The organism is Binatus sp. (SeqCode) (assembly GCF_049584895.1).
Lineage (GTDB): Bacteria > Desulfobacterota > Binatia > Binatales > Binataceae > Binatus.
Window position 1 is genome coordinate 41,635 of record NZ_JBAUYR010000057.1, and the last position, 19,819, is coordinate 61,453.

A 19,819-nucleotide genomic window follows, 5' to 3' on the forward strand; every position below is an offset into this window, starting at 1 on the left:
TTGGAAAGAGTATCTCGCCAACGCGCCGCGGCTTCCCTCCGACTTTCCAAAACGGATCCGCGATCGGCGGCCCGAGAAAGTGGATCCGCTCTCTAAACACCGCCCCGATCTTCGATACTGGCATCGCGAGTCCTTTGCTATATGATAGCCGGATACTTTGAGCGCTGCGGGACGCCGTGAAAAAATTGAGACGCGGGTCTCGGCTGCGCTCTATCATTAAAAGACGAGGCGAATTGCAACTCCGATGGCATACGAGCACATCAAGGTTCCCAGCAACGGCGAAAAGATTACCCTTGGCGCCAATCACACTCTGAAAGTTCCCGACCGCCCGATCATTCCGTTTATCGAAGGCGACGGCACCGGCCCCGACATCTGGAAGGCGTCGCAGTACGTCTTCGACAATGCGGTCAAGAAAATATATGGCGGCAAGCGGCAGATCGCCTGGATGGAAGTGTTCGCGGGCGAGAAGCCGTTCAACCAGTGGAAGAACTGGCTGCCCGACGAAACTGTCGAGGCGTTCCGCGAATTCCTGGTCGGTATCAAGGGTCCGCTGACGACGCCGATTGGCGGCGGCATCCGATCGCTCAACGTCGCGCTGCGCCAGATGCTCGATCTCTACGTATGCCTGCGCCCGGTGCGCTACTTCGCCGGCGTGCCGAGCCCGGTCAAGCATCCGGAGAAACTCGACGTCGTAATCTTCCGCGAGAACACAGAGGACATCTACGCAGGAATCGAATGGCCGGCGGAATCGCCCGAGGCGAAGAAGGTCATCAAGTTCCTGCAGGACGAGATGGGCGTCAAAAAAATCCGCTTCCCCAACACCTCGGGCATCGGCATCAAGCCGGTCTCGCGTGAGGGCAGCGAACGGCTGATTCGCGCGGCGCTCGACTACGCCATTAAACATAAGCGCAAGAGCGTGACCTTCGTGCACAAGGGCAACATTATGAAATTCACGGAGGGCGCGTTCCGCGATTGGGGCTACGAACTCGTCCGCCGCGAATACAAGGGCAAGGCGGTGGGATGGGACGATTGCAACGGCAAGCCGCCCGCCGGTGAGTTGCTGGTCAAGGACGCGATCGCGGATATCACGCTGCAGCAGGTGCTGACGCGCCCCGATGAATTCGACGTCGTCGCCACCATGAATCTGAACGGCGACTACATCTCGGATGCGCTCGCGGCGCAGGTCGGAGGCATCGGAATCGCTCCTGGAGCCAACATCAACTACCTCACGGGCCACGCGATCTTCGAAGCGACGCACGGCACCGCGCCCAAGTACGCCAACCAGGACAAGGTAAATCCTGGCTCGGTGATCCTGTCGGGCGTGCTGATGTTCGAGCACATGGGGTGGCAGGAAGTTGCCGACGGCATCATTCGCGGGCTCGAGAAAACGATCAGCAAGAAAGAAGTGACCTATGACTTCGAGCGCCTGATGACCGGCGCGAAGCTGCTGAAGTGCTCCGAGTTCGGCAAAGCGATCGTCGACAATATGTGATTTTAGTCCGGTTCCCCTTCCCGCTCGGGAAGGGGTTAGGGGTTAGGTTGCCGGATTATCTGATCGGCGCACCATTGCCCCGTCTCAATCGCGGACTCGAAATGCGGGAGGCCCATGTAGTCGCCGGCGAGCAGGACGCGCTTGGCTGATGGCCGCGATTTTCTGTATTCCGCCACGTCGCGGCTCCGTCCGACTGGCGACTTGGGTAGCGCGTTCGGCCATCGCACAATGTGCGCGAAGCGCTTGGTAGCGGTGACACCGGGAAAAAATCGCTCGATGTCGGGCAACACTTTCGCGACGATCTCGTCGTCCGACAGATCCATCATCGCGCCGGCAGCTTCGTTCTTGACGAACACATTCAGCATCTCGCCGTCCGGCACGCGGTTTATATCCTTGGCCGATTCGAGCGTGGCCGACGCGATCAGTTGACGGTCGGGACGCGGGACCAGAAATCCCCATACATCTTTCAGCCCGGGCTCATTGCGCCAATGACGGCTGGTGGCGATACCAATCTTGATCCCGGTTACGTACTCGGTCGCGAGGAGCCGGCGTTCAACCTCATCACCGCCGCGATAGAGACGCGACGCGGCCGGAGCCGTCGCGGCGAGCACGACATGGTCGGCGCGCATCTGTTCGCCCGACAACTGCACGACGGCGCCGTCGTCGCGAACTTCGATCGACTGCACCGGTGACTCCAGCCTTCCGTCGACCTTCGACGCGAGCGCTTCCGGAAACGATCCCAGGCCGCGGCTGAGGCTCATCTCCTTGCCGCGGCCGTTGTCGGTGAGCGCCAGCGTCGCGAGCGTGGCTGCCCGCGAGGTTTCTTCCATCACGCATAGCAGGCCGCCCGCGACGAGAGGCTCGACCAGATAATCGGTCGCGCGGCCAAGCCGAGGTGCGAACCAGCTGGCGGTGTCCATATCGTCGTACTCGGCCCACGCCGCGTAGTTGTCGACCGGCGGCCACTTCAGCTTGGTCGTATGCCAGATGAAGCGCGCGAGATCGGGGATGCTGACCAGTCCGGAGGTGAGTGCGTAAATCGGAAACATCGCGCCCGACGGCATCCGGCGCGGCTTGCCGTCCTTGACGATCGCCATCCACGGGCTGGTCGGCCTCAGTTCCGCTTCGAGGCCCAATTCCTTCACCAGGCCGAGCGCGTTGCGATAGGTGCTGGTGATCAGCTGCGCGGCACGCTCGACCAGGTATCCGTCGCGCGTTTCGGTGCGGACTCTGCCGCCGACGTGATCGCTCGATTCGAGGACAGTCACGTCGACTCCCGCCTTTCGGAGCCGATACGCAGCCGACAACCCGGCCATTCCGGCACCAACCACGACTACCTTCTTGTTAGGCATTAACTCTCACAAAGGCCGCGCGTTTTCTCGATCGCTAGTATGGGGTTGCAGTGTGCAGTTTCCGCGCTGCGTTCATGTTGGTGCCACCTAGTGAAGGATCGGTCGTCAATGTGAACGTGTTGGTCGTGGGGTCGAAGATCTCAGCGGTATTGAGCGTGTTCCCGCTGCCGTCTTCACCCCCTGTAATCAGTATCTTGCCATTCGGTAGCGCCGCCGCCGCATGATTGAACCGCGCCGTATGCATGGAGCCGACCGCCGTGAATGTTTCGGTTGCTGGATTGAAGACCTCCGCTGTCGCAAGTACGTTGCCCGAATCATCCACTCCTCCCGCGATCAGCACCGAAGATTCAAAGTAGTATCGTGTTGCGGTGTGCATCGCGCGTGCAACCGTCATGTTCGTTCCGCCTAGATCGGTGGTAAGGGTAAATTTACTGGTGCTCGGGTCAAAAATCTCTGCCGTGGATTGCGCAACTCCCGCGGCGTTCTCCCCGCCCGTTATCAGGACATCGGTAGGACCGGACCCCAACGGGGTCGCGGTATGAAACATGCGCGGCGCGTGCATCTGGCTGCCGCCCAATGAGGGGTCGTCGGTAAGAGTAAATGTGTTGAGCGTGGTATTGTACACTTCGGCACTTTGCAGAGCGCTGATTCCGTCGAAGCCGCCGGTAATCACCGCGTTGCTGGCAGTGCAGGTGTCTCTCACACCCCCACTATAGGTCTGCAACGTAGATTCGGCTGCGTTTAAGCGCGCCACGTTCATCATCGCCGGAGGCGGGACTTCCGCGGACCTGAGAATGGTTCCGGCCGCATCCTCGCCGCCCGCGATTAAAAACGAATGCGTGTGGTGCACGCCCAACAGTTCAGTCTCGGTGTGACCCTGCCGCGAGACCGACATGTTCCCGGCGGCAAACTGGTTGGTGAGGCTTGAGAACGTCTCGGTAGTGGAGGTCGCACCGACCGCATCGATTCCGCCGCTTAGCAGGATGGTCGCGGGTGGATTTGGATTGTCGCTCGCAACGTCGGCCGCATGCCGGTAGCGGCTGTCGTTCATCGCGCTGCCGCCCAGGGTCGGGTCGGTCGTAAGAGTGAAGGTGTTGGTCTTCGGGTTGAAGACCTCCGCGCTGTTGAGCGGCGTTCCGTCCGATCCTTGACCGCCGGTGATCAAAACCAACCCCGCGATATACGGCGTGGGCTGTTCCTCCGGCGTACAGGTAGCGGTCGCTGTCGCCGTGGGCGTGGTCGACCCGTTTGGCGTCGGCGACGTGGTCGGCGACGGCATTGCGGTGGCGGTCGCGGTCGGCGTCGCACCGACGATACCTTGTCCCGAGAGCTCGACGTGTTGCGGGTTCTTCTTCGCCGAGTCGGTGAACGTCAGGGCCTTCTTGTCCGTCACCTTTCCGGTAGTGGTTGGAGAAAACACGACGGCGAGCTGACACATTGCGCCAGCAGCCAGCGGCGCGCCGGTGCATCCGTCGGTTTGAATCGAGAAAGGGGGCGCGGCAACGATAGTCGTAAAATCAACCGAAGCTGACTTCGAGTTGTTGGTGACAGTTATCGTCGCGGACGCGCTCGTCAGAGGGACGATGACTTTGCCGAAGTCGTGCTTGCCGGGTTTGATTTTGAGCGTCCCGGCCAAACTGGAATTCTTTGCGTCGTGCGCGGTCGCGAGATCTGCGGCAGTTGCGACATCGTATGTCACAAGCCCAGTCGTCACAGAAAGCAGCGCGATCAGTACCCACACCGCGGGGCGCGCTGAACTGAATGTGAACATGAAGATTCCCCCGCGCCCAAACTAGCCGAATACGATGCTCCCGTCGAACGCTGTTGGATCGTACTATTTCTGCTTGACAGATACGTAACCATTCGGTTACATGTTTTCTCATGCCGATAGATGCGACCATCGGGGCGCTGGCCGATCCCACTCGCAGAGAACTGCTGCGGCGCCTCGCTGACCAGCCGTGCCGGGCGGGAGAGTTGGCGCGCGGGTTTGCGATTAGCCGCCCCGCGATCTGCAAGCATACGCGGATGCTCGGGCGGGCCGGTCTGATCAGGGCGAAGAAAGTAGGGCGCGAGCGAATCTACGAGCTCGCCCCGCGCGGCCAACTCGCGGTTCAGGAACTGATCAGGACATTGGAAGAAGTAGGCGCGTTCTGGGACAGCACGCTGAGCGCGTTCAAACGCTACGTGGAGGAAAACCGATGACGATTCGAAAAGCGATTCGAGTGGAGCGTCCGCCGGAAATCGTCTTCCGCGTCTTCACGGAAGAAATCGGTAAATGGTGGCCGTTAAAAGAAGGATTCTCTTTCGGCGGTGAGAAAGCCAAGGACATTTTCATCGAAGGGCGCGTCGGTGGCAGGTTCTTCGAGCGATTTACCGACGGCACCGAATTCGAAGTCGGGCGCATTACCGTGTTTCAACCGCCGCATGTCGTCGTCTTCACCTGGAAGGCGCCCGAGTGGGAGGGGCAGACTGAAGTCGAGGTTAAGTTCACTGCCGACGGCGCGGGCACACGAATCGAGCTCGAGCATCGCGGATGGGAAGCGGGACCGATCATGCAGAAGCAAGGCCAGGGCTATAGCGATGGATGGGGCATCATCCTCGATAAGTTCGGTGCACGAGCCGAAGCTGCGTGAGCGGTGAATCATAGTGCGCAGAAATCAACCGCCTCGATGAGATGAGTCCTATGAAGGAGGTCATGCCATGAAACCTTGGACCTGGTTAAGAGTAGGAGCTGCGCTTCAGGGTCTTGGCGCCGTTCTTCATACGATCGCGTCGATGGACTCTCCTAGCCGTGGCCCGGCAGAACAAGCAGTGTTTGCGGCGATGCAGTCCTTTCACTTTCAGATTGCAGGAGTGACTCGCAGTCACTGGGACTTCTATCGAGGCTATGAGTTATTCATCACAGTGGTGTTCGCAGTGCTGGCTGTACTGATCTGGCAGCTAAGCAACCTGAGTAAGACTGCACCCCGGCAAGCATTGCCTATGATCATAACTATGCTGGCAGCAGAGGTCTTAATGAGCGCAATCGGCTGGGAGTATTTCTTCGCAGGCCCGGGTGGAATGTCGATCCTGATAGGCGCATGCCTCGTCGCCGCGATACTCGGGCTTAGGAGTGGTGAGCAGCCGGCAATTCAAACAAGGAGGGTGGCAAAAGCAGGGTGACGCAGACGAGGCAAACAAGGATCCGGGATTCTTCGCTTCGCTCTAGAATGACACAATGACAAGACCAATAGCCAACCTGGCTAGAAGGGTTTGTCGCCGTTGATTGTTATGCGCTCCATGCGGCGGTTGGCAAGGCGATTGTCCGCGACCACGCGATGCTGCGTGCATCGGTTGTCCCACATCGCGATCGAGTTGGGACGCCATCGGAAGCGGCAACTGAAGTCCGGCGTCTCGATATGCCTGTAAAGGAAGCCGAGAAGCGCCAGACTTTCGCGCGGCTTCATCCCCTTGATCGAGGCGGTGAACGTCGTGTTGACGAACAGCCCTTTGCGGCCGCTCTCCGGATGCGTGCGAACGACAGGATGCTCCGCTGACAAGACTTCGCGCGAAGGTGTACCGCCGAGATGGTCAGTGCGGTAGCCGGTGCGCGAAAAGGTGGTTGCAGTGTTGTGAATCGCCACCAGGTCGGAGAGCATCCGCTGCATCTTGTCCGATAGCGCCTCGTAGGCGGCGTACATGCTCGCCCACATCGTGTCGCCGCCAAACTCCGGCGCCACCGCGCATCGCAGCACGGAGCCTAGCGGCGGCTCGTCCATGAAAGTCACGTCGCTGTGCCATGCCTCCGCGAGGTACGGATGCTGTTCGTCGCTCTGCAGCACCACGAACTCGGGATGACCCTCGTCCTTGAGCGGTTGCAGGAACGGATGAATCTGGAGCGTGCCGAAGCGGCGAGCGAACGCCTTATGCTGATCGCGCGTGATTTCCTGGTCGCGAAAGAACAATACCTGATGCTCAACGAATGCGGTGCGCACTTCGTGGAAAGCGTTCTCGCCGAGATCTCCAAGGTGGACTCCGGAAACTTCTGCGCCCAAAGCCCCGGCGATAGGATTCACCGATATATGCTTCCAACTACTCATCGCAATTTCCCCACCGCCAACATACAAGACTCACTCCAAACGCACCACAGCTAGCGGCACCACCTTGAAAGAAGCTGGGTACTGTGAAAGTCTGCCTCAACTTTTGATCAATCTTGCAGGTTTTTGGGGCTGGTCTAGTTGGGGAGGATCCAATGGTACGTCGAAGTCCCGGAATCTTAGCCATAACCGCGATGCTGGTAATCACCATGTTCATCGCGCCGATGACGCATGCTGGCGACGATGACTCTGCCGTCACATCGTCACCAGACGCGACCATCAGTCTTTCGAACTTTCAAGCGGCCGCCGTCGTTATCGGTCAGGCCGATTTCTCTGGAAGCATGCCGAACCAAGGTACGGGCAATGCGGCTGCTGATACGATCTCGAGTGGATTTGGGCCCGCTGCCGTTGGACCGACGGGCGTGCTCTATCTCAGCGACGAGAGCAATCAGCGCGTGCTCGGCTTCAATGGAATTCCGTCTTCCAGTGACGCCGATGCTGACTTCGTACTGGGTCAGCCCAATCTTACTTCGACGGGCCCAGCCAATGGGGCGAACCAGTTCGGTGGACCTCAATCGCCAGTGATTTCCGGCAAGCAGCTCTTGGTCTCCGACTGGTACAACAGCCGTGTGATGATCTGGAAGAAGGCTCCGACGACGACCCAGGTTCCGGCGAACTTCGTGGTGGGACAGGTCAAATTTGGACCGCGTAATGGCGCATGCACCGCCAAAGGGATGAATGCTCCTGAAACGATCTCGGTCGCCGGCGGAAAACTGGTGGTCGCGGATTCCAGCAATTCCCGGGTGCTTATCTTCAAGAAGATCCCGAAGAAGAATGGGCAGAAGGCAGATATCGTGCTGGGGCAAAACAACTTCAAGACCTGCGTCACGCTGAACAATGGGACCGGTGTTTCTGGCTCTCCCAGCAACGCCAACTTCAGCTATCCGGCGGGAGTGTGGACCGACGGGACGAGGATTGTTGTTACGGACGAAGATGAGAGCCGGGTTCTGATCTGGACCAAATTTCCGACCAAGAATTTCCAGCCGGCCAATATCGTCCTGGGGCAGCCTGACTTTAGCTCCGACGTCGAGAACAACAACGGATCGGGCGGGTCCGGGGTGCCGAGCGCGAAGAACATGAACATGCCGTACGACGGGGTGTTCAGCAATGGCACGCAGCTTTTCGTCGACGATCAGAAGAACCACCGCATCCTGGTGTGGAACACGTTTCCGACCGCGAACTTTGCGCCTGCCGATGTCGTGATTGGGCAGCCGGATTTCAACTGCGGCGTGTCCAACAATGACGGTACCTGCCATGAGGGCACAGCGTCGGCCAGTAATCTGAGCGATCCGACCGGAGTCGTTCAAGTCGGCAACCAGCTGATCGTAACCGACGGCAACGCCCGCTACCTGGTTTACAACGGTATGTAGTTCTACCCTCAGGATTTCGCTTTCTTCGAAGGTTTCGAGTTTTTAGAACTGTTGAGGGCGATTGCCTGGCGGATGAGTGCCTTGAAGGCGGACTCGTCGACGGTTTCTCCTTCGTGGATGTCGATCGCGCGGCGTACGTTTCCGTCGAGACTCGAGTTGAAGAGACGCGCCGGATCCTTCAGCGACGCGCCCTTGGCGAAGGTAAGCTTCACGACCTTCTTATAGGACTCGCCAGTGCAGATGATGCCGTCGTGCGAGAAGGTCGGAGTGCCCATCCACTTCCACTCCTCGACGACGTCCGGGTCCGCTTGCTTGATGAGCTTGCGCATTCTGGCGAGGGTTTCCCCGCGCCAGTCCCCGAGTTCGACGATTCTTTTCGAGATGAGCTCCGATGCCGGCAGACCTTCGATCGCGCCCGACTTTGCTTTCATCCTGGAAGTTCCATCTACTGAACTGAGTTGACGTTGTTCGGACCCAACCACTCGATTGTTGGCTGCGATTCATACAGAGCATACACTTTTTCGCGGGGAAATCGGGTGATGCCGTTTCGAATTTCGGCTGTAAAAATTGCCGCCGCGCTCTCGGTAACGCTCGCGCTTGCTGCTACCGCGCTCGCGCAGGACATGAAGGGCATGGACATGGGTGGCGGTGACATGTCGGAGATGTCGGACGGCGCTGAAATGGATCACGACATGCACATGGGCAACGGCAACATGAAAAACATGGCGCTGCACATGGCGTACACCGACCTGCGTCCCGCCAACGACGCTGACACGGCGCGCGCTGCTGTGCTGGTGACCGACCTGCAGCATGCGCTCGCCAAGTACAAGGACTATCAAGTCGCGGAAGCCGACGGCTTCAGGCCGTTTCATCCTGAGTTCAAGCAGCAGAAGGTCGTGCATTTCACCAGGAACTGGTACGGGCTCAAAGCCGCGTTCACGTTCAATCCGACCGAGCCGACCTCGCTGCTCTACGAGCGCACGCCGGATGGAGGCTACAAGCTGATCGGCGCGATGTACACCGATCGTAAAGGCGCAACTCTCGACGAACTCAACGAGCGCGTACCATTGAGCGTCGCGCGATGGCATCGGCACGTTAATTTTTGCATCCCGGCGCGCGGCACCGACATGAAGACTGCCGATTGGACCAAGTTCGGTCCTAATGGATCGATCGCAACCAAGGACGCCTGCGACGCCGCGGGCGGCCGCTTCTTCCCACAAGTGTTCGGCTGGATGGTTCACGTCTATCCCTGGGAGACCAACCCGCAACTCGTGTGGGCGCACTAGCAGGGTGTTGAAGGACTCGGTGCAATTCGCTGGTTTGATTGCGAGCGCTTCAACACTCTGCGTAAAAGCTGTCCTCTTACCTACAACATCTCCCCCTTTGAGGGAGACAAGAGAGAGGGGCAGGGGTTGAAAATTACTTTTTCAACACCTGCTGACGGGCAGTGACGCCGGCTGTAGAACTGCTCGAAGTCCGAAAATCTTACGGCGGCTTTGCGGCCGTTGACGGGCTTTCGTTCTCGATTCCGCTTGCACACATCTTCGGCTTGCTTGGACCCAACGGGGCAGGCAAGACCAGCACCATCCGAATGATGATCGGGATTACTTCGCCCGATTCGGGCGTCGTGCGGCTGTTCGGCGAGCCGCTGCGTCGTCGCGCGTTGCGCCAGGTCGGCTATCTGCCAGAGGAGCGCGGCTTGTATCGTCGGATGACGGTTGGCGCGAACCTGATGTTCCTCGGACAGCTCGCGGGGCTGTCGATCGCGACGTCGAAGGAGCGCGTCGATGCGTGGACGAAGCGGCTCGGGATTGCAGACTGGGTCGATCGCCGGGTCGAGGAGTTGTCGAAGGGGATGCAGCAGAAGATTCAGTTCATCGCGGCGCTGCTGCACGATCCCGATTTGATCGTGATGGACGAGCCGTTCGCCGGGCTCGATCCAGTCAACACGATGCAGCTCAAAGACGTGCTGGTCGGCCTTCGCGCGGCGGGAAAGTCGATCCTGTTCTCGACCCATCGGATGGACCAGGTCGAGAAACTTTGCGATTCGATCTGCCTGGTCAATCGCGGCAAGTCGGTGCTGCAAGGGAGCCTCAGCCAGGTGAAGAACGGCAACGGCCGGCGCTTTGTGCAAATCGATTATGAAGGCGATGGAGCGTGCCTGGCCGGCAATCCGCTGGTCGATTCGTTGAATGACTACGGCAATCATGCCGAGCTGCGCTTGAAGCCCGGGGCGGACTCGCAGGAACTGCTGCAGACCGCGATGCGACAGTTGCGCGTGATCCGATTCCAGGTGATGGACCCGTCGCTCGAACAAATCTTCATCGAACGAATCTCGGGCAAGCATGACTGAGTTCTCTCTTAAGAAAGTCTGGATCATCGCGAAGCGGGAATACCTCGAGCGCGTGCGGACGCGCTCATTCCTGCTCTCGACCTTCGTGACTCCGGTGCTGATGGCGGCGTTCCTGGTCCTGCCCACGTTGATCAGTACGTCGACGGCCCGCGGCATCATGCGCGACTCCGAGCGCCCCGCGCGCGTCGTGATCGCGTCGGACAATCGCGCGCTGGCGGAGTTGGCGAGCGGAGAATTGATGCGCCAGCACGGCACGCGGTACGAACCTTCGGTCGTCTCGCCGACGTCGCCGGCCGAACATGCGCGACTCGAGAAGATGCTCGATGACGGCAACCTCGAAGGTTACGTCTGGCTCGACGCGGCTGCGATTGCTTCGCGCCAGGTGGTATTCACAACGCGCCGCATGGGCGATTTTATCCTGCGCGGCCGCCTTGGGGACGCTCTGTCGTACGCGCTCGCCGCGCAGCGGATGGTGAAGCAGGGCAGCAACGCCGCCGACGTGGCCGCGATACTCCAGCCGGTCGATCTCACTGCGGTGCGCGCGGGCAATACGTCGGTGGTGTACAACGAGGTTCGCGGCGCGGTGGTCGTGTTCATTCTCATGTTCGTGATGCTGTTCTCGCTGCTGTCGTACGGCGTGATGGTGATGCGATCGGTCATGGAAGAAAAAAGCTCGCGCATTACTGAGGTACTGATGTGCGCAGCGAGTGCGCAGGAGCTGATGGCCGGGAAAATTCTCGGCACCGGCAGCGTCGGCCTGACGCAAATCGGACTGTGGCTTGCGATCGCGGGGTTCGGCGCGTCGCGCAGTCTGTACTTGCGCACGGCGATGACGGTGCTCGACGTGGGTCCGTCGCTGATCATTTATTTCGTGGTGTTCTATTCACTCGGGTACCTGCTTTACAGCGCGGTTTTCGCGGGCGTCGGCGCGATCTTCAATTCGATCGACGAAGCTCAGCAGTGGAACTTCGTGGTCATCCTGCCGCTGATCGCCGCGTCAGCGATGATTCTGCCGGTCGCGACCTCGTCGGATTCTTTGACCTCGGTGGCGGCGTCGCTGTTTCCGTTCTGCTCACCAATCCTGATGTTCGAACGGCTCGCGGTTCACAATCCGCCGCTGTGGCAAGTCGCGCTGTCACTGATTCTGCTGATCGCAACGATCGGCGGTGCGATGATCGTGAGCGCGCGAATCTACCGGACCGGAATTTTGATGTATGGCAAGCGTCCGACGTTTCGCGAGCTGTCGCGATGGCTGCGCGATGCGTGATTAGAGTGGCTGGCGAACGTCATTCGGCGGTAGTCGGCGGTATCAAGCGGGATATTCACCGACGCGATCGCACTGTTTCTTCTGAAGCGCGCCAATCGTCCCACGACACGCATTTCATCAGGCGAGCAGCTTCGAACGTGGTGGCAGCTTGATAGCTTGGATTTGCATCGATTTCGGCTGCGCCCTCAAGGGTTCGCTCTTCTTCATCGCGCCACTTTGTCTGCAAATTTTGCTTTGCCTTTTCACAATCAGTGATTGAATTGAATCGGGATCCGATTCCCTCCCACTCCAATAGCGCGGCATTTGTATCGACGAACGCTTTACCGTCGCGGTATGTCGGTGCAGGCGGCGCCACCAGGAACCAGCCCACGACCGCGAGTGCGGCAGCGTGGCGCAGACCAAGGATTTTTCTGTCAGTCATTGCGCCCATATGTTTTGGTTTTAGTGAGACTTCAGGTACCAATGGTAGCTTCGTTCCGTCAGAAAATCACGCGGAATCCGAGTGCTCAGCCTCGAAGAGTTCATCTGCACAACCAAGCGGTAACGAAAAGTCGGCGGGCAATCTGCTGATCACTGGGAGGACGGTTCAAGCGAACCTCCGCAATGGTTCCTCTCGGCACGCGCAGCGGATAGCGCAAACTGCGGAGAGGTACTAAATGAAACTTATCGGAAGTTCTCCCCCAACAACCGATGGGCGCGCTTGGTGACACTCCCCCAACCAGGCGTGCCTCTCTTTTTTTGGCGCAAGTGCGACAGCGTGGCCGCGGAGACTCATTTCGGAATTCAAACTGCGACACGACCGGACCGAAGCGGATTGCTTCACAACTTGCGCGAACGTTGCTATCTATCGCACGTTTGGTGCATGCCGATGCGACAAGTGGCCGGGCGTTGGGCGTTCGACACGCTTAAGTATTGCTCATTAACAGAAACGCGAATATAAGATAATCTTCAGATCGAAAGTGGAGCAAAAGGCGTGGCTCGGAAGAAAATTGCGTTCATCGGGGCAGGTAATGTCGGCGCGACGTGCGCCCATCTGTGCTTTCTGCGCGAACTCGGCGACATCGTGCTGTACGACATTATCGAGGGGCTGCCGCAGGGGAAGGCGCTCGACATGCTCGAGTCGGCGCCCGTACTCGGCATCGACGTCAACGTCGTCGGCACTACCGACATCAAGCAGATCGAAGGTGCCGATTGCTGCGTGGTGACGTCGGGGTCGCCGCGCAAACCCGGGATGAGCCGCGACGATCTTTTCAAGATAAACGCCAAGGTGATGACCGACGTTGGCAGTGCGATCAAGAAGCATGCACCCGGCGCGTTCGTGATCGCGGTCACCAATCCACTTGACGCGATGGTTACCCAGCTCAAGCGCGTGACGGGTTTCGCGAAAGGCCGAATTGTTGGACAGGCGGGCGTCCTCGACTCGGCGCGCTACCGGACGTTTCTTGCATCGGAACTTGGTGTCTCGACTGAGAGCGTTTCCGCGATGGTGCTCGGCGGGCACGGCGACGACATGGTGCCGATTCGGAGCTACACGACTGTCGGCGGACAGCCGATCGAGCGGCTGATCTCGGCCAAGCGGCTCGAGGAAATTGAGAAGCGCACGCGCGGCGGCGGCGGCGAGATTGTCGAGCTGATGAAGACCTCGTCGTACTACGCGGCGGGCACCGCGGTTTACAAAATGGTCGAAGCGTACATGCTCGATCGCAAACAGATTCTACCGTGCGCCGCGTATCTCGACGGCGAGTACGGCGTGAAAGGATTGTTCGCGGGAGTGCCGGTGGTGATTGGCGCGGGCGGCGTCGAACGGGTCGTCGAGATCCAGCTTACCGAGGCCGAGAAAAAGGCTTTCGACAGTTCGGTCGGTCACGTGCGCGAGCTGGTCGAAGCGATGGACAAAGTAATCGCGGCCGGAAACTAGTCGCGACCCAGGGAAACCTTATGGCTGAAGCAGAAGCAGTTGCGGCGCCTGCGATTGCAGCCGGCATGACGGCGGACCAGCGGCACTGGCTGCTGCGCCGATTGCATTCGCTGTCGGGGATCATTCCGATCGGCGGATTTTTGTTTTTCCATCTGTTCGAAAACGCGTTCGTGCTGAGAGGCGGCGACACGTGGTGGAAGGAGACCGAGTTCACCCGCACGCTTCCGTTTCAGATCGCGGTCGAAGCATTGGTGCTGTGGATTCCGATTCTCTATCACGCGATTTACGGGCTGGTCATCACGGCCACCGCGCAGCCGAACGACTATCCATTCGAGCGCAACTACCAGTACACCTTGCAGCGCATCACGGGAATCCTCGCGTTCCTGTTTATCGGCTTTCACGTCTTCAGCACGCGCGCCTATTTCTACGCAACCGGAGTCGAGACCAATTACCTGCGGATGCATAACTTCATGATGAATCCGCTCATTCTGACCGTCTACATCGTCGGGACGCTGGCGTGCGTTTATCACCTGACCAACGGCATTTTCACATTCACAATCACGTGGGGAATTGCGGCCGGCGCGAAAGCACAGACCCTCATCAACCGAGCGTGCGTTTTGCTATTCGTCGTGCTGGCGATCGTCAGCGTCTCGATTCTGATCGCATTCCGCGCACCTGCCTGAGGAGAAAAACCAATGCCGGGGCATCACATAATAGTAGGCGGCGGGCTGGCTGGTTTGACCGCGGCGATGAAGCTTGCGGAGCAGGGCGAGCAGGTCGATCTTTTTTCCATCGTGCCGGTCAAGCGATCGCATTCGGTGTGCGCGCAAGGCGGAATCAACGGCGCGGTCAATACGAAAGGCGAGGGCGACTCGCCGATGATTCATTTTGACGACACAATTTACGGCGGCGACTTTCTCGCGCATCAGCCGCCGGTCAAGGCGATGTGCGAGGCGGCGCCGGCGATCATCTACCTGTTCGATCGGATGGGCGTGATGTTCAATCGCACGCCCGAAGGCCTGCTCGACTTCCGGCGCTTCGGCGGTACCAAGCATCATCGGACCGCATTTGCGGGCGCCACCACCGGGCAGCAACTGCTCTACGCATTGGACGAGCAGGTGCGCCGTTACGAAGCGGCGGGACTGGTCCGCAAGTTCGAAGGCTGGGAGATGCTGAGCCTGGTGCAGGACGAGTCGGGCGACTGCCGCGGTATCGTCGCGATCGATACGCGATCGCTCGAAATGCGCGCGTTTCCCGCCGACACCACGATGATTGCGACTGGCGGACCCGGGCTGGTCTTCGGGCGATCGACGCAGTCACTGGTGAACACGGGATCGGCAGTCAGCGCGTGCTACCAGGCCGGAACGACCTACGCCAACGGCGAGTTCATCCAGGTGCATCCAACCGCGATGCAGGGTGAGGACAAATTCCGGCTTATCTCGGAATCGATTCGCGGCGAGGGCGGACGGGTGTGGACCTATCGCGACGGCAAGCCGTGGTACTTTCTCGAAGAGATGTACCCGGCGTACGGCAACCTGGTGCCGCGCGATATCGCGACCCGCGCGATTCACAAGGTCGTGTTCGAGATGAAGCTCGGCGTCGATGGCCAACCGATCGTTTACCTCGACGTGAGCCATCTCGATCCGGAGGAACTGAATCGCAAGGTCGCGGGCGTGCTGGAAATCTACCAGAAGTTCGCCGGCCAGGATCCGCGCAAAGTGCCGATGAAGATTTTTCCCGCGATGCACTATTCGATGGGCGGGCTGTGGGTCGATTACCATCAGCAGACCAATGTGCACGGCCTGTTTGCGGCGGGCGAGTGCGAGTTTCAATATCACGGCGCCAACCGGCTCGGCGCGAACTCGCTGCTCTCGTGCATGCACGGCGGAAATGTGGCGGAGCCAGCAATGATCGGCTACGCCAAATCGCACAAGAGCGAGGCCAGCTCGACAATTTTCGATCAGGAGCTGAAGCTGCAGCGCGAATCGTTCGACAAAATTTTCAAGATGGACGGTCCCGAGAATGCGTTCGCACTGTGGCGCGAGATGGGCGACATCATGACCGAGAACGTCACCGTCGTGCGCCACAACAAGAAACTCAAGGAGACCGACGACAAGCTGCTCGAGTTCAAAGAGCGATGGGGCCGGATAGGGCTCAACGACAAGGGCAAGTGGGCGAACCAGGAAGTGCTGTTCGTGCGCCAGTTGTGGAACATGCTCGAGCTCGCGCGGCCGATGACACTCGGCGCGCTCAATCGCAATGAATCGCGCGGCGCGCATTACAAGCCGGAGTTCCCGGAGCGCGACGACGCGAATTTTTTGAAGACCACGATGGCGACGTGGTCGTCCGACGGTCCGCGCTTCAGCTGGGAGCCGGTTGACGTGAGCATCATCAAGCCGCGGCCGCGGCGCTACGACGTGGAGAAGTCCGCCACCGAACCGAAGGCGGCTTGAGGCCGGCAGGAGCATCGCAGTGGCAGAACAGACGCAAGTCTTGAGAATCAAACGCCAGGAAACGCCGGACTCCGAGCCGTATTACGAGGAGTTCGAGATACCGTACCTGGCGAATCACAACGTCATCTCGATGCTGATGGAGATTCGGCGCAACCCGGTAACTCGGCAGGGCAAGCGCGTCGCGCCGGTGGTGTTCGACGCCAACTGTCTCGAGGAAGTTTGCGGATCATGCACGATGGTGATCAATGGGCGCGTGCGCCAGGCGTGCTCACAGCTTGCTGAAGGACTCAACGGGCCGGCGACGATCGAGCCGATGACGAAGTTTCAGGTGGTTCGCGATCTGTGGGTCGATCGATCCAAAATGTTCGCCGCGCTGATGAAGGCGCATGCGTGGATTCCGATCGACGGGACTTACGACCTCGGCCCGGGCCCGCGAATCGCGCCTCACGTGCAGGAGTTCGCGTACCTGTTCTCGCGATGCATGACCTGCGGATGCTGCCTCGAAGCCTGCCCCCAGGTTAATTCGCACTCGAAGTTTATGGGAGCGGCGGTCATTGGGCAGGTCCTCCTCATGAGCCAGCATCCGACGGGCAAGATGAACCTCGACGAGCGGCTCGACGCGATGATGTCGGAGGGCGGAATCGCGGACTGCGGCAACGCGCAGAACTGCGTCGAGGTCTGTCCCAAGGAAATCCCGCTAACGACTGCAATCGGCGCAGTCGGGCGGCAGACGTCGATCAAATGGCTCCGCGACCTTTTTATGAAATGAATCGCTGAATATGGAGCTGACTAGTGGCATAGCAATTGCGGATCCTTGGGAGCGACTGAGGGGATTGCGCGAAGACTGGTTCGAAGTCTATGACGGCATGACTGTCGAGTCGGATAACCGGCTTCGCGCGCTTGAGATTGCGATTACTGTTTGGCTCTCATCTAGCGTTGCTGGCACTAAGGCATGGAACATTTGGGAGAGGCGAGAAGAACTTGCGCAGCAACTACGCGAGATTCCCGCTGAACTCGACCTTAGTGAGGTAAATGTTGAGGATCTTCCGAGAGTTGCAGCCGACATTCAAAATGCAATTCGTGCGATCTATGTAGATGATGTTGCGCTTAGCCTTGCCACAAAAATCCTACACAAGAAACGCCCTCTTCTAATTCCAATCTTTGATAGCCGTGTCTCGGACCACTACTTTCCCAAGACCAGTATACGCGACAAGGAAGTACAGCTTAGCAGATTTCCAGAAATGCTCCGCCGTTTTCATCTCGATCTTCTGCAAGCAAGAAGCGAACTGAGCGACCTGCGTCAGCGAATGCTAGCAGCAAACTGCGACATATCGGTTGTTCGCGTTCTTGAGTACCTTGTATGGGACCACTACGACCAAGTAGCCGCATTGCGAGCTGCCAACTAAAACACTGGTAAATATGAACATCCACGAATATCAAGCCAAGCAGATTCTCGGGCGCTTCGGCGTTCCCGTTCCCAAGGGGCAATTCGCAACCACGCCCGATGAGGCAGCGGCCGCGTTCACGGCGCTCGGCCAGCCGAAGGCTGTCGTCAAGGCGCAGATTCATGCGGGCGGCCGTGGCAAAGCCGGCGGCGTCAAGCTGCTGACGGCCGCGAGCGACGTGCGCGATTTCGCCGCCAAGCTGCTCGGCAAGCCGCTGGTGACGCATCAGACTGGGCCGGAAGGCCGCGTGGTGCGGCGCGTCTATATAGAGGAGGCGAGTGACGTCGCTCGCGAGCTCTACCTCGGGATGCTGGTGGATAGGAAGGCGGGAACGGTTTCCGTGATCGCAAGCACTGAAGGCGGCATGGATATCGAAGAAGTCGCCAACAAGACGCCGGAAAGAATTCTCACTGAACAGATCAGTCCGCTGCTCGGCATCTCAGGTTTCCAAGCGCGCAAAATTGCGTTCGCGCTTGGTCTCAAGGACAAACAAGTCGGCCAGTTCGCTACTTTGCTAGCATCGCTCTATCGCGCGTTCGTCGAAACCGACGCGTCGCTCATCGAGATCAATCCGCTGGTCGTGACAAAGGACAACCGCGTCATCTGCCTCGACGCGAAAATGTCGTTCGACGACAACGCCTTGTTCCGTCATCCGGACATCCGCGAGCTGCGCGACGCCAACGAGGAAGATCCCGGCGAGACCGAGGCGGCTAAGTACGACCTCAGCTATGTGCATCTCGACGGTAACATTGGATGCATGGTGAACGGCGCGGGTCTCGCGATGGCGACGATGGATATCGTCAAGATTTACGGCGCGGAGCCGGCCAACTTTCTCGACGTCGGTGGCGGCGCGAGCACCGAGAAGGTGGCGGCGGCGTTTCGGATCCTGCTCGCGGACAAGCGCGTCAAAGGCGTGCTCATCAACATCTTCGGCGGCATCATGCGATGCGACGTGCTGGCGCAGGGCGTGGTCGAAGCGGCGAAACAGGTGAAGCTCAACGTACCGCTGGTGGTGAGGATGGAAGGCACCAACGTGGTCGAGGGCAAGAAGATTCTTGCAGACTCGGGAATCAAAGTGATCGCGGCCAGTGACATGGCCGACGCTGCCAAGCGCATCGTGCAAGCAATCGCAGCCTAGTGGATTTTTTCAGATGAGTATTTTAGTCGACAAAAATACCCGCGTGCTGACGCAGGGAATCACCGGCGCGGTGGGACAGCTCCACACGCGCGCGTGCAAAGAATACGGCACGAAGATGGTCGGCGGCGTAGTGCCGGGCAAGGGCGGCACCGACTTCGAGGGCATCCCGGTTTTTGACACCGTCGAGCAGGCGCGCAAGGCGACCGGCTGCAACGCTACCGTGATCTACGTGCCGCCGGCATTCGCCGCGGACGCGATGCTCGAGGCCGTCGCGGCTGGAATCGAGCTGGTCATCTGCATCACCGAAGGCGTGCCCGTCCTCGACATGGTTAAAGTGAAGGCGTACATGATGGGCAGCAAGTCACGCCTGATCGGGCCCAACTGCCCGGGAATCATCACGCCGGGCGAGTGCAAAATCGGCATCATGCCGGGATACATCCACAAGCCGGGCGACATCGGCGTCGTATCGCGATCCGGCACGCTGACCTACGAAGCGGTGTATCAGTTGACGCAACTCGGAATCGGGCAATCCAGCTGCATCGGAATCGGCGGCGACCCGATCGTCGGCACCACACATATCGACGCGCTAAAATTGTTCAACGAAGATCCCAAGACGCGCGCGGTGATCATGATTGGCGAAATTGGCGGGACGGCCGAGGAAGAGGCCGCCGAATATATAAAGCAACACTTTAAGAAACCGGTCGTCGCGTTTATCGCGGGTCAGACCGCTCCGAAAGGACGACGGATGGGGCACGCCGGCGCGATTATCTCGGGCGGACGTGGTACTGCGGCGGATAAAATCGCGGCGCTCGAGGCGGCGGGAATCACAGTCGCGCAAAGCCCGGCTGACCTCGGCTCGACGATGAAATCCGTACTCGAAGGCAAGAAATAAATC

Annotated in this window: 20 protein-coding genes; 15 read left to right on the forward strand and 5 right to left on the reverse strand. The window is 59.3% G+C overall.

Going from position 1 to position 19,819, the window contains the following annotated elements; translation table 11 throughout:
* Positions 1-244: 244 nt before the first annotated feature.
* Complete coding sequence (gene icd / locus WB650_RS10830) at positions 245-1,492, forward strand: NADP-dependent isocitrate dehydrogenase (protein WP_422306721.1); 1,248 nt, start codon at positions 245-247, stop codon at positions 1,490-1,492.
* 35 nt (positions 1,493-1,527) lie between these two features.
* On the opposite strand, the gene WB650_RS10835 is transcribed toward icd, so the two are convergent.
* Together WB650_RS10835 and WB650_RS10840 are read right to left on the reverse strand one after the other, a co-directional pair.
* Positions 1,528-2,844, reverse strand: coding sequence for a protoporphyrinogen/coproporphyrinogen oxidase (locus tag WB650_RS10835; protein ID WP_423960414.1), 1,317 nt, complete (start codon positions 2,842-2,844; stop codon positions 1,528-1,530).
* Between the two features lie 34 nt (positions 2,845-2,878).
* Positions 2,879-4,615: a kelch repeat-containing protein gene (locus WB650_RS10840; protein ID WP_422306725.1), complete on the reverse strand. Its 1,737-nt coding sequence runs from the start codon at positions 4,613-4,615 to the stop codon at positions 2,879-2,881.
* Positions 4,616-4,725: 110 nt separating this feature from the next.
* Between WB650_RS10840 and WB650_RS10845 the strand changes: the two genes are divergently transcribed.
* The 3 genes from WB650_RS10845 (at position 4,726) to WB650_RS10855 (ending at position 6,006) form a co-directional block, all read left to right on the forward strand.
* Positions 4,726-5,046 carry an ArsR/SmtB family transcription factor gene (locus tag WB650_RS10845; protein ID WP_422306726.1) on the forward strand — a complete coding sequence of 107 codons (321 nt, stop codon included), beginning with the start codon at positions 4,726-4,728 and terminating at the stop codon, positions 5,044-5,046.
* The gene (locus WB650_RS10850; protein WP_422306727.1) at positions 5,043-5,477 is read left to right on the forward strand and encodes an SRPBCC domain-containing protein; all 435 of its coding nucleotides are present in this window, start codon (positions 5,043-5,045) and stop codon (positions 5,475-5,477) included. Before WB650_RS10845 ends, WB650_RS10850 begins: the two co-directional genes overlap by 4 nt.
* Positions 5,478-5,544: 67 nt before the next feature.
* The gene (locus tag WB650_RS10855; protein ID WP_422306729.1) at positions 5,545-6,006 is read left to right on the forward strand and encodes an LIC_13387 family protein; all 462 of its coding nucleotides are present in this window, start codon (positions 5,545-5,547) and stop codon (positions 6,004-6,006) included.
* A gap of 80 nt (positions 6,007-6,086) precedes the next feature.
* Here the strand turns inward: WB650_RS10855 and WB650_RS10860 are convergent, their stop codons facing one another.
* Complete coding sequence (locus WB650_RS10860; RefSeq protein ID WP_422306731.1) at positions 6,087-6,923, reverse strand: TauD/TfdA dioxygenase family protein; 837 nt, start codon at positions 6,921-6,923, stop codon at positions 6,087-6,089.
* 191 nt (positions 6,924-7,114) lie between these two features.
* Here WB650_RS10860 and WB650_RS10865 point away from each other — a divergent pair, with 191 nt between their 5' ends.
* The gene (locus WB650_RS10865) at positions 7,115-8,350 is read left to right on the forward strand and encodes a hypothetical protein (protein ID WP_423960417.1); all 1,236 of its coding nucleotides are present in this window, start codon (positions 7,115-7,117) and stop codon (positions 8,348-8,350) included.
* Between the two features lie 8 nt (positions 8,351-8,358).
* Here WB650_RS10865 and WB650_RS10870 read toward each other — a convergent pair whose 3' ends face one another.
* Positions 8,359-8,781 carry a DUF1801 domain-containing protein gene (locus WB650_RS10870; RefSeq protein ID WP_422306735.1) on the reverse strand — a complete coding sequence of 141 codons (423 nt, stop codon included), beginning with the start codon at positions 8,779-8,781 and terminating at the stop codon, positions 8,359-8,361.
* A 108-nt stretch (positions 8,782-8,889) separates the two neighbouring features.
* Between WB650_RS10870 and WB650_RS10875 the strand changes: the two genes are divergently transcribed.
* The 3 genes from WB650_RS10875 to WB650_RS10885 all read left to right on the forward strand — a co-directional run bounded on the left by WB650_RS10875 (position 8,890) and on the right by WB650_RS10885 (position 11,970).
* On the forward strand, positions 8,890-9,636 hold the full coding sequence (locus tag WB650_RS10875; protein WP_422306737.1) for a hypothetical protein: 747 nt from the start codon (positions 8,890-8,892) through the stop codon (positions 9,634-9,636).
* Between the two features lie 161 nt (positions 9,637-9,797).
* On the forward strand, positions 9,798-10,703 hold the full coding sequence (locus tag WB650_RS10880) for an ABC transporter ATP-binding protein (protein WP_422306739.1): 906 nt from the start codon (positions 9,798-9,800) through the stop codon (positions 10,701-10,703).
* Positions 10,696-11,970: an ABC transporter permease gene (locus WB650_RS10885; RefSeq protein WP_422306741.1), complete on the forward strand. Its 1,275-nt coding sequence runs from the start codon at positions 10,696-10,698 to the stop codon at positions 11,968-11,970. The genes WB650_RS10880 and WB650_RS10885 overlap by 8 nt, the downstream gene beginning before the upstream one ends.
* Positions 11,971-12,025: 55 nt before the next feature.
* Here the strand turns inward: WB650_RS10885 and WB650_RS10890 are convergent, their stop codons facing one another.
* A complete protein-coding gene (locus WB650_RS10890; protein ID WP_423960420.1) occupies positions 12,026-12,391 on the reverse strand; it encodes a hypothetical protein in 366 nt (121 codons plus the stop codon).
* A 552-nt stretch (positions 12,392-12,943) separates the two neighbouring features.
* Between WB650_RS10890 and mdh the strand changes: the two genes are divergently transcribed.
* From mdh to sucD, 7 genes are read left to right on the forward strand one after another with little or no spacing between them, the layout of a single operon-like run.
* Positions 12,944-13,888 (forward strand): malate dehydrogenase, encoded by a 945-nt coding sequence (gene mdh, locus WB650_RS10895; protein ID WP_423960421.1) that lies wholly within the window; start codon positions 12,944-12,946, stop codon positions 13,886-13,888.
* Positions 13,889-13,908: 20 nt separating this feature from the next.
* On the forward strand, positions 13,909-14,571 hold the full coding sequence (locus WB650_RS10900; RefSeq protein WP_422306747.1) for a succinate dehydrogenase: 663 nt from the start codon (positions 13,909-13,911) through the stop codon (positions 14,569-14,571).
* Positions 14,572-14,583: 12 nt separating this feature from the next.
* Positions 14,584-16,341, forward strand: coding sequence for a succinate dehydrogenase flavoprotein subunit (gene sdhA / locus WB650_RS10905; protein ID WP_422306749.1), 1,758 nt, complete (start codon positions 14,584-14,586; stop codon positions 16,339-16,341).
* Between the two features lie 19 nt (positions 16,342-16,360).
* Complete coding sequence (gene sdhB / locus WB650_RS10910) at positions 16,361-17,110, forward strand: succinate dehydrogenase iron-sulfur subunit (RefSeq protein ID WP_422306751.1); 750 nt, start codon at positions 16,361-16,363, stop codon at positions 17,108-17,110.
* A gap of 10 nt (positions 17,111-17,120) precedes the next feature.
* Positions 17,121-17,747, forward strand: a complete 627-nt coding sequence (locus WB650_RS10915; protein ID WP_422306753.1) for a DUF6308 family protein — start codon at positions 17,121-17,123, stop codon at positions 17,745-17,747.
* Positions 17,748-17,760: 13 nt separating this feature from the next.
* Complete coding sequence (gene sucC, locus WB650_RS10920) at positions 17,761-18,924, forward strand: ADP-forming succinate--CoA ligase subunit beta (protein WP_423960424.1); 1,164 nt, start codon at positions 17,761-17,763, stop codon at positions 18,922-18,924.
* Positions 18,925-18,937: 13 nt separating this feature from the next.
* Complete coding sequence (gene sucD / locus WB650_RS10925; RefSeq protein WP_422305939.1) at positions 18,938-19,816, forward strand: succinate--CoA ligase subunit alpha; 879 nt, start codon at positions 18,938-18,940, stop codon at positions 19,814-19,816.
* Positions 19,817-19,819 lie beyond the last annotated feature (3 nt).